General features: G+C 71.9%; 21 protein-coding genes. 19 read left to right on the plus strand and 2 right to left on the minus strand.

All coding sequences use genetic code 11. The features are described from left to right. The first annotated feature begins 42 nt into the window (after nt 1-42). The 10 genes from pgsA to dapF all read left to right on the plus strand — a co-directional run bounded on the left by pgsA (nt 43) and on the right by dapF (nt 7,601). A complete protein-coding gene (gene pgsA / locus NUH29_RS07095; RefSeq protein WP_258798436.1) occupies nt 43-648 on the plus strand; it encodes a CDP-diacylglycerol--glycerol-3-phosphate 3-phosphatidyltransferase in 606 nt (201 codons plus the stop codon). Next, complete coding sequence (locus NUH29_RS07100; RefSeq protein ID WP_258798334.1) at nt 645-1,145, plus strand: CinA family protein; 501 nt, start codon at nt 645-647, stop codon at nt 1,143-1,145. Before pgsA ends, NUH29_RS07100 begins: the two co-directional genes overlap by 4 nt. 136 nt (nt 1,146-1,281) lie before the next feature. Further along, a complete protein-coding gene (locus tag NUH29_RS07105; RefSeq protein WP_258798335.1) occupies nt 1,282-1,590 on the plus strand; it encodes a helix-turn-helix domain-containing protein in 309 nt (102 codons plus the stop codon). Further along, entirely contained in the window at nt 1,587-1,808 is a 222-nt protein-coding gene (locus NUH29_RS07110) for a DUF3046 domain-containing protein (protein ID WP_258798437.1), read from the plus strand. Before NUH29_RS07105 ends, NUH29_RS07110 begins: the two co-directional genes overlap by 4 nt. A 269-nt stretch (nt 1,809-2,077) precedes the next feature. Further along, nucleotides 2,078-3,151 carry a recombinase RecA gene (gene recA / locus NUH29_RS07115; RefSeq protein WP_258798336.1) on the plus strand — a complete coding sequence of 358 codons (1,074 nt, stop codon included), beginning with the start codon at nt 2,078-2,080 and terminating at the stop codon, nt 3,149-3,151. Between the two features lie 8 nt (nt 3,152-3,159). Next, nucleotides 3,160-3,813 carry a regulatory protein RecX gene (locus NUH29_RS07120; protein WP_258798337.1) on the plus strand — a complete coding sequence of 218 codons (654 nt, stop codon included), beginning with the start codon at nt 3,160-3,162 and terminating at the stop codon, nt 3,811-3,813. 31 nt (nt 3,814-3,844) lie between these two features. After that, the gene (locus NUH29_RS07125; protein WP_258798338.1) at nt 3,845-4,264 is read left to right on the plus strand and encodes a hypothetical protein; all 420 of its coding nucleotides are present in this window, start codon (nt 3,845-3,847) and stop codon (nt 4,262-4,264) included. A 51-nt stretch (nt 4,265-4,315) separates the two neighbouring features. Then, complete coding sequence (gene miaB / locus NUH29_RS07130) at nt 4,316-5,800, plus strand: tRNA (N6-isopentenyl adenosine(37)-C2)-methylthiotransferase MiaB (RefSeq protein ID WP_258798339.1); 1,485 nt, start codon at nt 4,316-4,318, stop codon at nt 5,798-5,800. Next, nucleotides 5,797-6,729 carry a tRNA (adenosine(37)-N6)-dimethylallyltransferase MiaA gene (gene miaA / locus NUH29_RS07135; protein ID WP_258798340.1) on the plus strand — a complete coding sequence of 311 codons (933 nt, stop codon included), beginning with the start codon at nt 5,797-5,799 and terminating at the stop codon, nt 6,727-6,729. Before miaB ends, miaA begins: the two co-directional genes overlap by 4 nt. Further along, nucleotides 6,726-7,601, plus strand: coding sequence for a diaminopimelate epimerase (dapF, locus tag NUH29_RS07140; RefSeq protein ID WP_258798341.1), 876 nt, complete (start codon nt 6,726-6,728; stop codon nt 7,599-7,601). Before miaA ends, dapF begins: the two co-directional genes overlap by 4 nt. An 18-nt stretch (nt 7,602-7,619) precedes the next feature. On the opposite strand, the gene NUH29_RS07145 is transcribed toward dapF, so the two are convergent. Continuing rightward, on the minus strand, nt 7,620-8,267 hold the full coding sequence (locus NUH29_RS07145) for a class I SAM-dependent methyltransferase (protein WP_258798342.1): 648 nt from the start codon (nt 8,265-8,267) through the stop codon (nt 7,620-7,622). Nucleotides 8,268-8,310: 43 nt separating this feature from the next. Between NUH29_RS07145 and hflX the strand changes: the two genes are divergently transcribed. From hflX to NUH29_RS07165, 4 genes are all read left to right on the plus strand, one after another. Then, complete coding sequence (gene hflX / locus NUH29_RS07150; RefSeq protein ID WP_258798343.1) at nt 8,311-9,849, plus strand: GTPase HflX; 1,539 nt, start codon at nt 8,311-8,313, stop codon at nt 9,847-9,849. 128 nt (nt 9,850-9,977) lie between these two features. Next, nucleotides 9,978-10,907: a methylenetetrahydrofolate reductase gene (locus NUH29_RS07155; RefSeq protein ID WP_258798344.1), complete on the plus strand. Its 930-nt coding sequence runs from the start codon at nt 9,978-9,980 to the stop codon at nt 10,905-10,907. A 17-nt stretch (nt 10,908-10,924) separates the two neighbouring features. After that, a complete protein-coding gene (metE, locus tag NUH29_RS07160) occupies nt 10,925-13,231 on the plus strand; it encodes a 5-methyltetrahydropteroyltriglutamate--homocysteine S-methyltransferase (protein WP_258798345.1) in 2,307 nt (768 codons plus the stop codon). 61 nt (nt 13,232-13,292) lie between these two features. Continuing rightward, nucleotides 13,293-14,054, plus strand: coding sequence for an alpha/beta fold hydrolase (locus NUH29_RS07165; protein ID WP_258798346.1), 762 nt, complete (start codon nt 13,293-13,295; stop codon nt 14,052-14,054). Here the strand turns inward: NUH29_RS07165 and lexA are convergent. Beyond that, nucleotides 14,006-14,680 (minus strand): transcriptional repressor LexA, encoded by a 675-nt coding sequence (gene lexA / locus NUH29_RS07170; protein ID WP_258798348.1) that lies wholly within the window; start codon nt 14,678-14,680, stop codon nt 14,006-14,008. The two genes, NUH29_RS07165 and lexA, sit on opposite strands and share 49 nt — an antisense overlap. A 301-nt stretch (nt 14,681-14,981) precedes the next feature. On the opposite strand from lexA, the gene NUH29_RS07175 reads away from it, so the two are divergent. From NUH29_RS07175 to priA, 5 genes are all read left to right on the plus strand, one after another. Next, on the plus strand, nt 14,982-15,335 hold the full coding sequence (locus NUH29_RS07175) for a LysM peptidoglycan-binding domain-containing protein (protein ID WP_258798349.1): 354 nt from the start codon (nt 14,982-14,984) through the stop codon (nt 15,333-15,335). 37 nt (nt 15,336-15,372) lie between these two features. Continuing rightward, nucleotides 15,373-16,452, plus strand: coding sequence for a histidinol-phosphate transaminase (locus tag NUH29_RS07180; RefSeq protein ID WP_258798350.1), 1,080 nt, complete (start codon nt 15,373-15,375; stop codon nt 16,450-16,452). A 9-nt stretch (nt 16,453-16,461) separates the two neighbouring features. Next, nucleotides 16,462-17,067, plus strand: a complete 606-nt coding sequence (gene hisB, locus NUH29_RS07185; protein WP_258798351.1) for an imidazoleglycerol-phosphate dehydratase HisB — start codon at nt 16,462-16,464, stop codon at nt 17,065-17,067. A gap of 2 nt (nt 17,068-17,069) precedes the next feature. After that, nucleotides 17,070-17,702, plus strand: a complete 633-nt coding sequence (gene hisH / locus NUH29_RS07190; RefSeq protein ID WP_258798352.1) for an imidazole glycerol phosphate synthase subunit HisH — start codon at nt 17,070-17,072, stop codon at nt 17,700-17,702. Nucleotides 17,703-17,775: 73 nt separating this feature from the next. After that, nucleotides 17,776-18,525: a bifunctional 1-(5-phosphoribosyl)-5-((5-phosphoribosylamino)methylideneamino)imidazole-4-carboxamide isomerase/phosphoribosylanthranilate isomerase PriA gene (gene priA, locus NUH29_RS07195; RefSeq protein ID WP_258798353.1), complete on the plus strand. Its 750-nt coding sequence runs from the start codon at nt 17,776-17,778 to the stop codon at nt 18,523-18,525. Nucleotide 18,526: the final 1 nt, after the last annotated feature.

The following is an 18,526-nucleotide window of genomic DNA, read 5'->3' on the forward strand; positions in this document are numbered from 1 at the left end:
GAGCCCGACCCGGAACCGGCGCCGCCGAGCCGCACCAACCCGATGCGCGGGCGCGTCGTCAGCCCGGGGGAGACCCCGGCCAGCATGGGCAACATCGCCAACATCATCACGGTGGTGCGCATCCTGCTCGCGCCCGTCTTCGTGTGGCTCATGGTGCTCGACGGCGGGGAGCTCGGCGTCTGGCGCTGGGTGGCGGGATTCCTGTTCATCCTGTCGATCACGACCGACTCGGTGGACGGCTTCCTGGCTCGGCGCAACAACCTGGTCACCGACTTCGGCAAGCTCGTCGACCCGATCGCCGACAAGATCCTGGTCGGCGCCGCGCTCGTGGCCCTGTCGATCGTGGGCGAGCTCTGGTGGTGGGTGACGATCGTGATCCTCGTGCGCGAGTTCGGCATCACGATCTTCCGCTTCCTCATGCTGCGCGACCACGTGATCCCCGCCGGCTTCCTCGGCAAGCTCAAGACCGTCGTGCAGTCCGTCGCGGTCTCGTTCGCCCTCGTGCCCCTGTGGACGGTGCTCGGAGACTGGGTGCTGTGGGTGAACTGGGTGCTCATGGGGGCCGCGCTCGTGCTGACGGTCGTGAGCGGAGTGCAGTACCTGTGGGACGCCTGGCGTGTGACGCGGGCGGCGCGGAAGGCCGGATGACCGCGCGGTCGCTCGCCGAGCGGATCGTGGGCGAGCTGACGCGGCGCGGCGAACGGGTGGCCCTCGCGGAGTCCCTCACGGGCGGCCTGCTGACCTCGGCCCTCGTCGACGTGCCCGGTGCCTCGCTGGCGGTGTCGGGCGGCGTCGTCGCCTACGCGACGCCGCTCAAGGCGCAGCTGCTGGGCGTCGACGCGGGGCTCCTCGCCGAGCGCGGCCCGATCGACGCGGAGGTCGCCCGCCAGATGGCCGCGGGGGTGCGCGAGCGCCTCGCCCTCGACGGTCGGGCGGCCGACTGGGGGCTGGCGACGACCGGAGTGGCGGGGCCGGATCCGCAGGACGGCTTCGCGCCCGGCACGCTCTGGGTCGGGATCGCGGATGCGGCGGGCGCGTCCGCCCGGGAGTTCCGCCTCGCAGGGGGTCGCGCCGACATCCGCGCCGGCGCCGTGGCGGCGGCCCTCGGGCTGCTCGCAGAGCGCCTGGATGTTGCGCGGGAATAAACCGCCGTTTCGATCTCGTTACACGTGGTGACTTCACGGCGGTATCCGAGGCAGCAGGAATTAGAGTTTCTGCAACGGACGGGGTAGCGTGAGCCCCCCGGAAAGCACCGCCTCTCACGGGCAAGGAGGAACACCCATGGTTCTGGTTCGACAGGAACTCGGCGATGTCCTCCGCGACTTCCGCCTGCAGAAGGCGATGACGCTGCGCCAGGTCGCCAGTCGTGCGAGCGTCGCCCTCGGCTACCTGAGCGAGGTGGAGCGCGGCCAGAAGGAGGCCAGCTCCGAGATCCTCGCCTCGGTGGCGGAGGCGCTCGGCACCCCGGTCTCGGTCATCATGCGCGAGGTGGGCGACCGTCTCGCGGTGGTCGAGGGCATCTCGACCGTCCCCGACACGCTTCCCGACGAGCTCGTGGCCGAGTTCGACGCGGATCTCGCGGTCCGCTGAAGCTCAGCGAGTTCCACCGGGCCGTCGACGACGAGTTCGGTCCCTTCGGTCGTGTGCTGCTGAGCGACACGGTCGTCGTCGCGCTCGGCAACCGCACCCCGCTGGCGGCGCTCGACGCCGGTGTCCCGGCCCGCGAGGTGTGGCGCGAGCTGTGCCGCGCCCAGGAGGTGCCGCGTGAGCGCTGGCATGGCGCCGGCCGCCCCGACCCCCGCGTCTGACGGCGGCGCGCCGAGCGCGACACGCCGCCCGCCTCTCGAACATCGGTTCGATTCTCTGTAGTGTCCTCCACAGGATCCGTCGAAGAATCGTCGTCGACAGTTCCGCCCGTCGCTCACACCGGATGTCGGTGGGCGGGCGTAGCGTCGGCGACGTCACCGAGATGGAGACACCAGCCCTGCCGCGAGAGCGTCGGCCTTGCATCACCGGTCGACGAAGGGCACGGCAGCCGATGGGCGCATGGAACACGACACAGAAGGAGACCGGGCACATGCCTACAGCAGCAGACCGCGAGAAGGCCCTCGAGGTGGCCCTCGCACAGATCGACCGCCAGTTCGGCAAGGGAACCGTCATGCGCCTCGGCAGCGACGAGCGCGCCCCGGTCGCCGTCATCCCCACGGGTTCCATCGCGCTCGACGTCGCGCTCGGCATCGGGGGCCTGCCCCGCGGCCGCATCGTCGAGATCTACGGCCCGGAGTCGTCGGGTAAGACCACGCTGACCCTGCACGCGATCGCCAACGCGCAGCGCGCCGGCGGCATCGCGGCCTTCATCGACGCGGAGCACGCGCTCGACCCCGAGTACGCCAAGAAGCTCGGCGTCGACATCGACGCGCTCCTCGTGTCGCAGCCCGACACGGGGGAGCAGGCGCTCGAGATCGCCGACATGCTCGTGCGCTCGGGTTCGATCGACCTCATCGTCGTCGACTCGGTCGCGGCGCTCGTGCCGAAGGCCGAGATCGAGGGCGAGATGGGCGACAGCCACGTCGGCCTCCAGGCCCGCCTCATGTCGCAGGCGCTCCGCAAGCTCACCGGTGGGCTCAACCAGACGCAGACCACGATGATCTTCATCAACCAGCTGCGCGAGAAGATCGGCGTGTTCTTCGGCAGCCCCGAGACCACCGCGGGCGGCAAGGCGCTCAAGTTCTACGCGTCGGTGCGCCTCGACATCCGTCGCATCGAGACCCTCAAGGACGGCGCCGAGGCGGTCGGAAACCGCACGCGCGTCAAGGTGGTCAAGAACAAGATGGCGCCGCCCTTCAAGCAGGCCGAGTTCGACATCCTCTACGGCGTCGGCATCTCGCGCGAGGGCAGCCTCATCGACTACGGCGTCGAGCACGAGATCGTGCGCAAGTCCGGCGCCTGGTACACCTACGACGGCGACCAGCTCGGGCAGGGCAAGGAGAACGCCCGCAACTTCCTCCTCGAGAACGCCGACGTGGCGGCGGAGATCGAGCAGAAGATCCTCACGAAGCTCGGCATCGGCGCGGCGGCCAAGGCGGCGCAGGCCGCGAACGTCGACTCGCTCGAAGACAAGCTCGCGGCCCGCAAGGCCGTGGGCGAGTAAGGACCCCCATGGACGAGACCGACGGCCGACTGGCCCCCGTCAGCTACCTGTTCGGCGCCGCGCCGTCGGTCTCGTCCGCATCCCGGCACGACCTCGACTCCGGTGCCGAACCGGAGTGGAACGACGAATGGGGATCCGACGTCGACGGCAGCTGCGCCGAGCTGGTCGACGCCGGCGCCCTCCCCGACGCGGAGCGCATCTCGATGAAGGCCCTCGGGCGTCGTGCGCTCTCGCGCCGCGAGCTCGAGCGGGTGCTCCGCGACGGGGGCGTCGACGAGCAGGTCATCTCCCACGAGTGCGACCGCCTCGCGCGTGTCGGCCTCATCGACGACGCCGCGCTCGCGCAGAACCTCGTGGCGACCCTGCAGGAACGCAAGGCGCTCGGGCGCACGGCGATCGCCGCCGAGCTCACCCGCCGCCTGCTGGCCCCCGCGGCCATCGAGTACGCGCTCGAGCTCGTCGACACGGGCGATGAGCTCGCCCGGGCCCGGGAGCTGGCGCGCAAGCGGGCGACCCAGCTGTCGGGCCTCGACCGCGACGCGGCCGTCCGGCGCCTGAGCGGCTTCCTCGCCCGCCGGGGCTACTCGGGCAGCACCGTGCGCGCCGCCGTCGACGACGCGCTGTCGACCCGCCCCGCGGCGGGCGGCGTCCGCTTCCGTTGACCATCGCGTGCGCCGTTGTAGCCTCGCGTACATGACCACCACTCCGTCCTCGCGAATCCTCGCGGCGATCGCCGCATCCACCCTCGTGCTCGGTGCCCTCACCGGCTGCAGCCTTCCCTCCATCCCCGGACTGCCGGGGTTCGGCGGTGCCGGCGACGCGGTCGTCGACTCCGAACTGGTCGGCACGACCTGGAGCGGCACCGACTCCGACGGAGACAGCTGGGTGCTCGAGCTCCAGGAGGACGGCACCGTCGGTCTCACCTACGACGGTTCGAGCTACGACGACAGCACCGACACCTGGGCGCAGGTCGGCAGCACCGTCACCTTCCACATCGGCTTCGACGACGGCGACATCGACATGATCGGCGAATACGCCGGCGTGGACTCGCCCATGGAGGCCTCGGGCACCTACCCGGGCGGCAGCTTCACGGTCACACTCGTCCAGGGCTGACGGGTCCGCGTCGGCGGGCGGAGCGGCCCGCCGACGTAGACTGTCGGCACCATGACGCTGCTCGACGCCGCCCCGCGCACCTACGAGGTGCGCACCTTCGGCTGCCAGATGAACGTGCACGACTCCGAGCGTCTCTCCGGATCGCTGGAGGCCGCCGGCTACGTCAAGGCGACCGAGGGCGAGGCCGACATCGTCGTGATCAACACCTGCGCGGTGCGCGAGAACGCCGACAACAAGCTGTACGGCACACTCGGCCATCTCGCGAGCGCGAAGCGCGAGCACGAGGGCATGCAGATCGCCGTCGGCGGCTGCCTCGCGCAGAAGGACAAGAACGTCATCCTCGAGAAGGCGCCCTGGGTCGACGTCGTGTTCGGCACCCACAACATGGGCTCGCTCCCGACGCTGCTCGAACGCGCCCGCCACAACGGCGAAGCGCAGCTCGAGATCCTCGAGTCGCTCGAGGTGTTCCCCTCGACGCTGCCGACGCGACGCGAGAACACCTACTCGGGGTGGGTCTCGATCTCGGTGGGCTGCAACAACACCTGCACGTTCTGCATCGTGCCATCGCTGCGCGGCAAGGAGAAGGACCGCCGGCCCGGGGACATCCTGGCCGAGATCGAGGCGCTCGTCGCCGACGGCGCGATCGAGGTGACGCTGCTCGGCCAGAACGTGAACTCCTACGGGGTGGAGTTCGGCGATCGCGGCGCCTTCGCGAAGCTGCTGCGCGCCGCGGGCCGGATCGAGGGGCTCGAGCGCATCCGGTTCACGAGTCCGCACCCGGCCGCGTTCACCGACGACGTGATCGACGCGATGGCCGAGACGCCGACCGTCATGCCCCAGCTGCACATGCCCCTGCAGTCGGGCTCCGACCGCATCCTCAAGGCCATGCGCCGGTCCTACCGTTCGGAGCGCTTCCTCGGCATCCTCGAGCGCGTTCGCGATCGCATCCCCCACGCGGCGATCTCGACCGACATCATCGTCGGATTCCCCGGAGAGACCGAGGAGGACTTCGAGGACACCCTCCGCGTCGTCGAGCAGGCTCGCTTCGCGTCGGCCTTCACGTTCCAGTACTCCATCCGCCCGGGCACGCCCGCCGCGACGATGCAGGAGCAGCTGCCGAAGGAGGTCGTTCAGGAGCGCTACGAGCGGCTCATCGAGCTGCAGGAGCGCATCTCGGGCGAGGAGGCCCAGAAGCTCGTCGGCACGCCGATCGAGGTGCTGGTCGCCACCGGCGAGGGCCGCCGCGACGAGCGGACCCGCCGGATGTCGGGCCGTGCGGAGGACAACCGCCTCGTGCACTTCGACGTGCCCGACGGCAGCGGCACGCCGCGCCCCGGAGACGTCGTGAGCGTGGTCGTCACCCGCGCCACGCCGCACTATCTCATCGCGGCGCCGACGGACGCGACCCTGCCCATCCGGCGCACCCGCGCGGGGGACGCCTGGGACCTCGCCGAGGCGGAGTCGTGCGCCGTGCCGACGCCCGCCTCCGGGGCGCGCGCCGTCAACCTCGGACTCCCCGGCCTGCGCCCCGCGTGAACCCCCTCGTCGCCGTCGTCGGCGCGACCGGCACGGGCAAGTCCGCGCTGTCGCTCGACCTGGCCGAGCTGCTCGCGGCCGACGGCACGCCGGCCGAGATCGTCAACGCCGACGCCATGCAGCTCTACCGCGGCATGGACATCGGCACCGCCAAGCTGCCGATGGTCGAGCGCCGCGGTATCCCGCACCATCTCGTCGACGTGCTCGAGCCGCGCGAGGAGGCGAGCGTCGCCCGCTATCAGCCGGAGGCGCGCGAGATCGTCGACGACATCCTGCGGCGTGGCGCCGTGCCGATCCTGGTCGGCGGCAGCGGACTGTACGTCTCGAGCGTCCTCTACGACTTCCGGTTCCCGGGAACGGATGCCGGCATCCGCGAGCGGCTGGAGGCGGAGCTCGACGCCGCAGGGCCGGGCGCCCTCTTCGATCGGCTGCGCGCCCAGGACCCCGCGGCGGCCGCGGCCATCGGTCCGCACAACGGGCGTCGGATCGTGCGCGCGCTCGAGGTGATCGAGCTGACGGGGGAGCCCTTCGGGGCGGGCCTCGACGCGGAGTCGCGGCCGTGGCGCCCGAGCGCCGTCATCGGGCTTCGCCTCCCGCGTGAGGAGCTGGTCCAGCGTCTCGACGCCCGCGTGCTCGGGATGTGGTCGGCGGGGCTGGTCGACGAGGTGGCCCGGTTGCGTCCGAGCGGCTTCGGGGCGACCGCCGCGCGCGCGATCGGCTACGCGCAGGCGCTCGCGCAGCTCGACGGCGAGCTCGACGAGTCCGCCGCGATCGCCGAGACGCAGGCGTTGACGCGTCGCTACGCGCGCCGCCAGGTGTCGTGGTTCGGCAGGTCGCGCGACACCGCCTGGGTCGACGCCGACGACCCGGCCCGCGTGCGGACGGCGCTCAGCACCGTGCGGGCCGCCGCCGCTAGGCTGCCCCGGTGAGCATCGACATCGCCTTCACCAAGGGGCACGGCACGGGCAACGACTTCGTGCTGTTCAGCGACCCCGACGGTGCCGTCGTGCTCGACGCCGCCCAGCTCGCCGCCCTCGCCGACCGGCGGTTCGGCATCGGCGGCGACGGCGTCATCCGCGCGGTCCGCTCCGCGAACCTGCCGGAGGGTTCCGGTGCCCTCGACGAGGATCCCGACGCCGAGTGGTTCATGGACTACCACAACGCCGACGGCAGCCCCGCGGAGATGTGCGGCAACGGCATCCGGGTGTACGGCGCCTACCTCATCTCGGAGGGACTCCTCGACCTCCCGGTCGGGGAGACGGTGTCGATCGGCACCCGTGGCGGCGTGCGGCGTCTGACCCGCACCGACGACGGATTCGAGGTCGACCTCGGCCCCTTCGTCGTCGCGGGGGAGGCGATGGTGGCGGCGCGGCGACTCGAGATCGATCGGCCCGGCCTCGCGGTCGGCGTCGGCAACCCGCATGTCGTGGTCGCCCTCGCAGACGACGGCGAGCTCGACGCCCTCGATCTCTCGGAAGCCCCGGTCGTCACGCCCCTTCCCCCCGACGGCGCCAACGTCGAGTTCGTGGTGCCCGCCGAGCCCCTCGTGGCCGCGGGCGTCGGACGCATCCGGATGCGCGTGCACGAGCGCGGCAGCGGCGAGACGCTGTCCTGCGGGACGGGTGCCGCGGCCGCCGCGCTGGCGACGCGCGCCTGGGCCGGCCGGGGTGCACCGGATGCCTGGCGCGTGCGGGTGCCCGGCGGCGAGGTGGGCGTGCGCGTCGTCGAGACCCCCGACGGCCCCCACGTGCTCCTCAGCGGCCCCGCCGAGCTCGTGTTCGACGGGACCGTGTCGCTCTAGGGGACCGTGTCGGTCTCGTCAGTCGACGATGTCGATCGGCTCCGTCAGCGCGGTGCCCGAGCGGTGCCGCACCCGCAGCACGCGGAACCCCTTGCTGGTCGCCGCGCGCAGCACGGCGAAGTCCGCGGGCAGCTCGCCCTGCAGCCAGCGGTGCAGCGAATCCGATCCGAGGTTGCGCGCGACCACCAGCCACGCGTCGGAGGACACGTCGAGTCGCGGCAGCCAGTGCGCGAGCATCGCGTGCAGCTCGTTCTTGCCCACCCGGATCGGAGGGTTCGACCAGATCGTGCGGAACACCACGTCGTCGGGAACATCCTCCGGGCGGCAGACGTTGACGTTGTCGAGGCCGAGGGCCTGCGCGTTGCGACGCGCGAGGTCGAGCGCCCGCTCGTTGACGTCGACGGCCCACACCGTCGCGCGCGGCGATTCGAGCGCGAGGCTCAGGGCGATCGGCCCCCACCCGCACCCCAGGTCCAGGAACGCGCCCCCGGGCGGCGGCGACGGGGTGTGCGCGAGCAGCACCTGGGTGCCGGTGTCGACGCGGTCGGGGCTGAAGATCCCTCCGGCCGTGGTCACCTCGACATCACGGCCCGCGAGCCGGGCGGTGATGGTCCGGAGCACCGGGTCGCCGGACGGCGACGTCGAGAAGTAGTGCTCGGGCGACATGCAGAGAACCTACCGAAAACGAATGACTAGGGTTAACCCGAACATGAGCGATTCCCCCGAGAACGACCCGATCGAGCCGGTCGACGCCGCCCCGCGCGACGCGCTCGACCGCATCCTCGCGAGCGACGAGGCGCACGCCGGCGTGCGGGTGTTCGGCGGTCGCGCCACGGCGCTGCAGGACGCCGCCACCGCATCCGGGTCCGATCGCGACGGCGAGCAGTTCGACCGCGAGGAGCGCGCAGCACTGCGTCGCGTGGGCGGGCTGTCCACCGAGCTGGCCGACGTCACCGAGGTCGAGTACCGGCAGGTGCGTCTCGAGAACGTCGTGCTGATCGGCGTCTACACCCCGTCCGAGTCGCTGGAGGACGCCGAGAACTCCCTGCGCGAGCTCGCCGCTCTGGCCGAGACGGCGGGTGCCGTCGTGCTCGACGGCGTGCTGCAGCGACGCCCGCACCCCGACCCGGCGACGTATCTGGGTCGTGGCAAGGTGGCCGAGCTCGCCGACATCGTCGCGGCCCTCGGCGCCGACACGGTCGTCGCCGACACGGAGCTCGCACCCAGCCAGCGCCGCGCCCTCGAGGATGCGGTGAAGGTGAAGGTCATCGACCGCACCGCCGTGATCCTCGACATCTTCAGCCAGCACGCGAAGTCCCGCGAGGGCAAGGCGCAGGTGGAGCTCGCGCAGCTCGAGTACCTGCTGCCGAGGCTCCGCGGATGGGGTGAGTCGATGTCGCGCCAGGCGGGCGGCCAGGCGGCCGGCGGTCAGGGCATGGGCTCCCGCGGCCCCGGTGAGACGAAGATCGAGCTCGACCGCCGCCGCATCCACTCCCGGATGGCGAAGCTGCGCAAGCAGATCAAGGGTTTCGCCCCCGGACGTCAGGCGAAGCGCGCGAACCGCGACCGGTACCAGGTTCCCGCGGTCGCGATCGCCGGCTACACCAACGCCGGCAAGTCGAGCCTGCTCAACCGGATCACCCGCGCCGGGGTGCTCGTCGAGAACACGCTCTTCGCGACCCTCGACCCGACCGTGCGCCGCAGCCGCACCCCCGACGGCCGGCTCTTCACGATCGCCGACACCGTCGGCTTCGTCCGGAATCTGCCGCACCAGCTCGTCGAGGCGTTCCGCTCGACGCTCGAGGAGGTGGCCGCCTCGGATCTCGTGCTGCACGTGGTCGACGGATCCCACCCCGACCCCGCCGCCCAGCTCGCGACGGTGCGCGACGTGCTCGGCGACGCCGGCGCCCGCGAGGTGCCGGAGCTCGTCGTCTTCACGAAGGCCGACCTGATCGAGCCCGACCGCCGACTGCTGCTGCGCGGCCTCGAGGCCGACTCGGTGTTCGTCTCGGCGCGCACCGGCGAGGGCGTCGAGGAGCTGCTCGAGGAGATCGGACGCCGCCTGCCCCAGCCCGAGGTCGAGCTCGAGGTCGTGATCCCGTACGACCGGGGCGACCTCGTGGCGCTCGCGCACGATCGGGCGCGCGTCGTCGAGACCCACTACGAGGAGGCCGGCACGCGACTGCGCGTGCAGGCGAGCGAGGCGGTCGCGCACCAGCTCTCCGCGGCCGCCGCCGCACCCGCGTAACGCACCGCAACGTTTCCGATCGAGGGGCTACCCTGGTCGTGCCGCGCGAGGGCGCGGCAGGAGCGACAGCCGAGCCCGGCATCCGCCCCGTGGTCTCGCGCACCCGCGCGACGATGGACGGAGGATGCATGGACGGTGGGCACGTGGCCGCCCCGACGTTCTCGTTCGAGCTCTTCCCGCCGCGCGACGCCGCGGCCGAGGCCGCCCTCGTCTCCGAGACCCTGCCCGCCCTGGTCGCCGCGGGACCCGAGTTCATCTCGGTCACCTACGGTGCGAGCGGGTCGACCCGCGGTGTCTCGCTCGACGTGCTGCGGCGGCTGCTCGCCACGCCGGTGAAGCCGATGGCGCACCTGACCTGCGTCGGGTCCTCCTATGCGGAGGCCGCTCGCCTCATCCGGGAGTTCCTCGACGCCGGGGTCACGAGCTTCCTCGCGCTGCGCGGCGACCCGCCGGCCGGCATCACGGAGGACGACGCGTTCCTCGGCGACCTCGGCAGCGCCGGAGAGCTCGTGCAGCTCATCCATCGCGTGCAGAAGGAGCGGATGCCGTTCCGCCAGATCGACGTGCCGGGCGTCCCGGGCGCGAAGCGGCTGGCATCCGGGGAGAAGGTCACGATCGCGGTCGCGGCGTTCCCCAACGGCCACCCGCGGTCGCGCTCGCGCGCGCAGGATCTCGACACCCTGCTCGCGAAGGAGGCCGCCGGTGCGAACCTCGCGATCACCCAGCTGTTCTTCGAGCCCGACGACTACCTCGGCTTCGTCGACGACGCCCGTGCCGCCGGGGTCACGATGCGCATCCTGCCGGGCATCATGCCGGTGCTGAGCGTGCCGCGGCTGCGCCGCATCCTGGAGCTCACGTCCGAGCGCGAGCCGTCCGCCCTGCTGCGCGAGCTCGAGGCGAGCGGCGACCCGGCGTCCGTCGGGATCGACCACGCCGCCCGGCTCGGGCGCGCGCTGCTCGACGGCGGAGCCCCGGGTCTGCACCTGTACACCTTCAACCGGCACGAGGCCCCGCTCGCGGTGCTCGATCGCGCCGGACTCCTTCCCCAACCCGCCTGAGAATCGGAGAGCATCGCATGACCGCCCCCTTCCCCACCGGCACCATCCTCGGTTACCCCAGGATCGGCCGTCGCCGTGAGCTCAAGCGCGCCGTCGAGTCGTTCTGGGCAGGGCGCATCGACGCGGCGGAGCTCGAGCGCACCTCCGCCGAGCTGCGCCGGGCCACCCGCGGACGGCTCGTCGAGCTCGGGCTCGGGGCCGCGGACTCCTCGATCCCGGAGTCGTTCTCGTACTACGACCAGGTGCTCGACACCGCGGTCGCGGTGGGTGCGATCCCGACGCGCTTCGCCGGTCTCGCGGATGCCGACGGCGCGGTCGACCTCGCCGGGTACTTCACGATCGCACGCGGCGAGGGCGATCGCGCCCCGCTCGAGATGACCAAGTGGTTCGATTCGAACTACCACTACCTGGTGCCCGAGATCGGTCCGGAGACCGAGTTCCGGCTGGTGGGCGACCGGCTCGTGCGCGAGGTCGAGGAGGCGGTCGCCGACGGCTTCGTCACCCGCCCGGTCGTCGTCGGGCCGGTGACCTTCCTGCTGCTCGCGAAGGCGAGCGACGAGGCGCCCGCCGACTTCGCGCCGCTCTCGCGTCTCGAGGACTTGCTTCCGGTCTACCGGGAGCTGCTCGCGCGGCTCGCGGCGGCCGGAGCGCAGTGGGTGCAGGTCGACGAGCCGGCCCTCGTGTCGGAGTCGCTCGGGGTCGATCGCGGTGCCGTGCTCGCCGCCGCGCAGACCGCCTACGAGGCCCTCGGCCAGGCTCGGCCGCTCGGCATCCTGGTCGCGGCGCCCTACGGCTCGCTCGACGACGCCCTCCCGGTGCTCCAGGCCTCGCCGATCGACGCGATCGCGCTCGACCTGGTGAAGGGCGAGGTGCCGACCGGCGCGGGGACCGAGCAGGTGCTGGTGGGCGGCGTGATCGACGGCCACAACATCTGGCGCGGCGACCTCGCGAGCGCGTTCGCGAAGCTCGAGGCGCTGCGCGCGGTGTCGCCGAACGTCTCGGTCGCCACCTCGACCAACCTGTTCCACACCCCGCACGACGTCGACGACGAGCCGAATCTCGACCCGCGTCTCGCGAGCTGGCTCGCCTTCGCCGATCAGAAGGTGGGACAGGTCGCCGTCCTGGCGCGGGGTCTCGAGCAGGGGGTCGACGCCATCCGGACGGAGCTCGACGCCGCGACGGCGGCGCTCGAGGACCGCCGCTCGGCACCCGGGGTGCGCGACGGCGCCGTCCGCGACCGCATCGCGGCACTGGGCGCCGAGGCGTTCTCGCGCGGCGACTACGCGGCGCGCCGCGCCGCCCAGGACGTCGCGCTGCGCCTGCCGCCGCTGCCGACGACGACGATCGGGTCGTTCCCGCAGACCGGCGACATCCGCCGCGAGCGGGCGCGCTTCGCGAAGGGCGAGATCTCCCGGGAGGAGTACGAGGGCTTCCTCGAGAAGGAGATCGAGGATGTCGTGGCGCTGCAGGAGCGCATCGGCCTCGACGTCATCGTGCACGGCGAGCCCGAGCGCAACGACATGGTGCAGTACTTCGCCGAGAACCTCGACGGCTTCGCGGTGACCGAGAACGGCTGGGTGCAGTCCTACGGTTCGCGCGCCACGCGTCCGTCGATCCTCTGGGGCGACGTGTCGCGACCGGCGCCGATCACGGTGCGCTGGTCGACCTTCACCCAGGGACTCACCGAGAAGCCGGTGAAGGGGATGCTGACGGGCCCCGTGACGATCCTCGCCTGGTCGTTCGTGCGCGACGACCAGCCGCTCGGCGAGACCGCCTACCAGGTGGCCCTCGCGCTGCGCGACGAGATCGCCGACCTCGAGCAGGCGGGCATCGGCGTCATCCAGGTCGACGAGCCGGCGCTGCGCGAGCTGCTGCCGCTCAAGAAGCGCGACCAGGACGCCTACCTCGCCTGGTCGGTCGACTCGTTCCGCCTCGCCACGAGCGGCGTCGAGGTGCGCACCCAGATCCACACCCACCTCTGCTACTCGGAGTTCGGGGTGGTGCTCGACGCCATCGACGGCCTCGACGCCGACGTCACCTCGATCGAGGCGGCGCGCAGCCGGATGGAGGTCGTGCCCGAGCTCGAGCGCAGCGGCTTCGCCCGCGGGATCGGTCCGGGCGTCTACGACATCCACTCGCCGCGGGTTCCGAGCGTCGAGGAGGTGGGCGAGCTCATCGGCATCGCGCTCGAGGCGATCCCCGAGCGCCAGCTCTGGATCAACCCCGACTGCGGGCTGAAGACACGCGGCTACGCCGAGACGGTCGCGTCGCTCGAGAACATCCTGTCGGCGACGCGCGAGGCGCGCGCCGAGCTCGGGGCCTGACCTCACCGTCTCCCCAGGAGAGGTGGGGCGTCCGCCCAGGCGGGCGCCCTACCCTCGTGGCGTGCAGCTGGCAGTACACGTCTCGGGATCCGGATCGCGCACGGCGATCCTCATCCACGGCATCATGTCCGATCATCGTGCGTGGCACCGGGTCGGCGCCCAGCTGCAGGCGACCGGGTTCCGGGTGATCGCCGTCGACCTCGCCGGTCACGGGGCGTCGCCGCGCGCGCGGCGCTACTCGCCGCGCGCCTGGGCGGACGACGTGGTCGAGAGCGTGGCGCCGCTCCTCGGCTCGCCGCCGGATCTGGTGATGGGCCACTCGCTCGGCGGACTGGTGGCATCGCTCGCCGCCGACCGGCTCGCGCCGCGTGCCGCGATCTACGTCGACCCGGCGTTCGCGTTCCCGCGCGGCATCCGGGGCGCGCTGTTCAAGCTCGCGTTCGCGATCGCCCCGCGCCCGCCCCGCTCGGCGCTGGTGCGCTGGAACCCGCGCTGGAGCGCGGAGGACGTCGAGATCGAGCTCGCGACCCTGCGCGACTGGGACAAGCGCACCATCCTGGGCTTCGCCGACTCGCGCCCGATCGTGCCGCCGCTGCGGCTGGTGGCGCCGAGCCTGGTCGTGCTCGCCGAGAAGAGCCTGCTCATCACGGATGCCGCGGCCGCGCAGCTGCGTCGGCTCGGCATGACCGTCGAGACGATCCGCGGCGCGGGGCACACGGTGTTCCGCGACGACCACGCCCGCTTCATGCGCGTGGTCGAGGAGTGGCTCGCGCGCTACACCGAGCGCAGCACCGCGACGACCTTGCCGAGCACCTCGGCCTGATCGCCGAGGATCGGCTCGAAGGCCGTGTTGCGCGGCAGCAGCCAGGTGTGGCCGTCGCGCTGGCGGAACACCTTCACCGTCGCCTCGCCGTCGAGCATCGCGGCGACGATCTCGCCGTTGTCGGCCGTGTGCTGCGACCGCACGACCACCCAGTCGCCGTCGCAGATGGCCGCGTCGATCATCGACTCGCCCGACACCTTGAGCATGAACAGCTCGCCCTTGCCCACGAGCTGGCGGGGGAGCGGGAAGATCTCCTCGACCTGCTGCTCGGCCGTGATCGGCACGCCGGCGGCGATGCGCCCGACCAGCGGCACCATGGCGGCATCGCCCACGGGGGTCGCCGCGGTCGGGTCGTCGGCGACGGGGATGTCGATGAGCACCTCGAGCGCGCGCGGACGGTTGGGGTCGCGGCGCAGATAGCCCGCCAGCTCCAGCTGGTTGAGCTGGTGCGTGACGCTCGAGAGCGAGGCGAGCCCGACGGCGTCGCCGATCTCGCGCATGCTCGGCGGATATCCGCGGCTCGACACCGAGCGCTGGATGACCTCGAGGATGGCCAGCTGCTTCTCGCTGAGGCTCTTGCGCCGGCGCGTGGCGGGGCGCTCCTCGGCCTGCTCGATGTCGCTCATGCGCTCTCCTCGGCGGATCGGGGGATGCGATGTCGGTGGTCCGTGATCGGATGCATCCCGTCGATCGAAACTGTATCCGCTTCGGCGGGCGCAGGCAAACATCCGTTCGAGTGTGTCGCGTGATCCGATCCCCGCACCCGCGGGAATCCGGGGAATCCCGCACGAGGACTTGAACGTTTGTTCGATCGAAGATACATTCGGAACACAGCTTCGCATCCGGCCTCCCGGCCGAGGCCGGATGCGGCGGCTGTCCATCGAACACCACTCGATCAGCAGCAACCGACCAGTAGGAGGAGAACCGATGAGCACCATCGCCCTCGCCCCGAACCGCACCGTCACCGCTCCGCGTCTGCGCCTCACGGCTCGGGGCCGCATGGTCGTCGGCTTGCTGCTGGCCACGCCGCTCGCGGTCGCGCTGGCGGTCTCCGCGCTCTCGGGAGCGCCCGCCGAGGCGGGCTCCTCGGTCTCCACCTCGAGCTTCGAGTACATCACCGTGGCGTCGGGCGAGTCCCTGTGGGATCTCGCGGGCTGGGTCGCCCCCACCGCCGACCCCCGCGACGTGGTGGCCGAGCTCGTCGAACTCAACCAGCTCGCCACGACCGAGGTGCAGCCCGGTCAGCGCCTCGCCATCCCGGCGCAGTACAGCGCCCGCTAGGCGATCCAGGGCCGCGCACGCTCACTAGAATCGCCGGGTGGCTTCCCTCTCCGATCTGCCCATCCGCGACGATCTGAGGGGTCTGACCCCGTACGGTGCTCCGCAGAAGCACGTGCGCTACGCGCTCAACGTCAACGAGAACACGCATCCGATCCCGGAGGATGTCGCCCGCGACATCGTCGAGTCGCTCGCGCGTGCCGTGCTCACCGCCAACCGCTACCCGGATCGCGAGTTCACCACACTGCGGGAGTCCCTCGCCGCCTATCTGGGTCACGGTCTCGGCCCCGAGCAGCTCTGGGCGGCGAACGGCTCGAACGAGATCATCCAGCAGCTGCTGCAGGCCTTCGGCGGCCCGGGGCGCAGCGTGCTCGGCTTCCCGCCCACCTACTCGATGCACCCGATCATCACGGCGGGGGTCGGCAGCACCTGGGTCGCCGCCGAGCGCGACGCCGACTACGAGATCTCGCCCGAGACCGCCGTGCGGGCCATCGAGCAGCACCGTCCCGACCTCGTGTTCCTCTGCGCACCCAACAACCCCACGGGCACCGCGCTTCCCCTCGAGACCATCGCGGCCGCCTACGAGGCGACCGACGGCATCGTCTTCGTCGACGAGGCCTACGCCGAGTTCATGCCGAAGGGGCAGCCGAGCGCGCTGACGCTGCTGCCGGGGCGCGAGCGGCTCGTCGTCTCGCGCACCATGAGCAAGGCCTTCGCGTTCGCGGGCGTGCGGCTCGGCTACCTCGCCGCCGACCCGGCGATCGCCGACGCGCTGCGGCTCGTACGCCTGCCGTACCACCTGTCGGCGCTCACCCAGGCGGCCGCGGTCGCGGCTCTCTCGCACGCGCCCGAGATGCTCGCGATGGTCGACGACATCGCCTTCCAGCGCGATCGGATGGTCGCCGAGCTCCCATCGCTCGGGTTCCACCCGTGGCCGAGTGAGGCGAACTTCGTGCTGTTCGACGGAGTGGAGGACCCGCAGGCCACGTTCCGCGCGCTGCTCGAACGGGACATCCTCATCCGCGACGTCGGCATCCCGCACGCGCTCCGCGTGACCGCCGGCACCGCCGCCGAGACCGACTTCTTCCTCGAGAGTCTCGCGTCCGTCACGCGTCGGTAGTCTGAACGCATGAGCACGCACCGCACCGCCCGTCTGTCGCGCCAGACGAGCGAGTCGAGCATCGAGCTGACCCTCGATCTCGACGGCACCGGCACGTCCGACATCCAGACCACGGTGCCGTTCTTCGACCACCTGCTCACCGCCTTCGCCAAGCACGCCCTCGTCGACCTGACGGTGCGCGCCGAGGGCGACACCGACATCGACGTGCACCACACCGTCGAGGACACCGGCATCGTGCTCGGCACGGCCATCAGGCAGGCCCTCGGCGACAAGCGCGGCATCGGCCGCTTCGGAGACGCGCTCGTGCCGCTCGACGACGCCCTCGCGCAGGCGGTCGTCGACGTCTCCGGCCGCCCGTACCTGGTGCACACCGGGGAGCCCACCGGTTTCGAGTTCCACCTCATCGGGGGCCACTTCACGGGCTCGATGGTGCGGCACGTCTTCGAGGCGATCGCCTTCAACGCGGGGCTGACCGTGCACCTGACGGTGCTCGCGGGCCGCGATCCGCACCACATCGCGGAGGCCGAGTTCAAGGCGTTCGCGCGCGCCTTCCGCCAGGCGGTCGCGCGCGACGAGCGCGTGGACGGCGTGCCGTCGACGAAGGGCGCGCTCTGACCATGACCGCCCCCTCCGTCGTCGTGCTCGACTACGGCTCCGGCAACGTCCACTCCGCGGTCAAGGCGCTCGAGGCCGCGGGTGCCCGCGTGGAGCTCACCGCCGACCGCGATGCCGTGATGGCCGCAGACGGCCTGCTGGTGCCGGGCGTCGGCGCGTTCGCCGCCGTCATGGGGGCGCTGGACGCGGTGCGCGGGCCCGAGCTCATCGAGCGACGCCTCGCGGGCGACCGCAAGGTGCTCGGCATCTGCGTCGGCATGCAGGTGATGTTCGAGCGCGGCGTCGAGCGGGGCGTCGAGACCGAGGGTCTCGGCGAGTGGCCGGGCGTCGTCGAGGAGCTCCACGCGCCCGTCCTGCCCCACATGGGCTGGAACACCGTGAGCGCCCCGGACGACTCCGCTCTCTTCGCCGGCATCCGCGAGGAGCGCTTCTACTTCGTGCACTCCTATGCGGCGCGCAGCTGGGACCTCGATCCGATCGGCGCGTTCCGCCACCCGCGGGTCACCTGGTCCGAGCACGGCGAGCCGTTCGTGGCCGCCGTCGAGAACGGCCCCCTCAGCGCCACCCAATTCCACCCCGAGAAGTCGGGGGAGGCCGGCATCCGGCTGCTCGGCAACTGGCTCGAGACCCTGTGACCGGGGCTCGTGCGGATGCTGGGCTAATATCTGAACCTTGTGTGCGGGTGTGCGGCCCGCGGAAAGCCCCGAGATGACCGAGTTCACATCCTCGCCCGCCCTGACCCTGCTGCCGGCGGTGGATGTCGCCGACGGCAAGGCCGTCCGTCTCACCCAGGGTGAGGCGGGAACCGAGACCAGCTTCGGCGACCCGATCGACGCCGCCCAGGAGTGGGCGGACAGCGGCGCCGAGTGGATCCACCTCGTCGATCTCGACGCGGCCTTCGGGCGCGGCAACAACCACGCCGTCATCAAGCGCGTCATCAAGAACACGCCGCGCCGGGTGCACATCGAGCTCTCGGGCGGCATCCGCGACGACGCGAGCCTCGAGGCCGCCCTCGCGACCGGTGCGAAGCGCATCAACCTCGGCACTGCGGCGCTCGAGAACCCCGAGTGGGCCGCCCACGTCATCGCCGAGTTCGGCGAGGCGATCGCGGTGGGCCTCGACGTGCGCGGCACCACGCTCGCGGCCCGCGGCTGGACCAAGGAGGGCGGCGACCTCTGGGCGGTGCTGGACCGTCTCGAGAACGCCGGGTGCGCCCGGTACGTGGTCACCGACGTCACCAAGGACGGCACCCTCAAGGGCCCGAACCTCGAGCTGCTCTCGGAGGTCATGTCGCGCACCCCGAAGCCCGTGATCGCCTCCGGCGGCGTCGCCTCGCTCGACGACATCGCGGCGCTGCGCACCCTCGTGCCGCAGGGGCTCGAGGGGGCCATCGTCGGCAAGGCCCTCTACACCGGCGCTTTCACGCTCGCTGAGGCCATCGACGTCGCGAGCGACTGAT

The organism is Protaetiibacter mangrovi (genome assembly GCF_024752305.1).
Taxonomy (GTDB): domain Bacteria; phylum Actinomycetota; class Actinomycetes; order Actinomycetales; family Microbacteriaceae; genus Homoserinibacter; species Homoserinibacter mangrovi.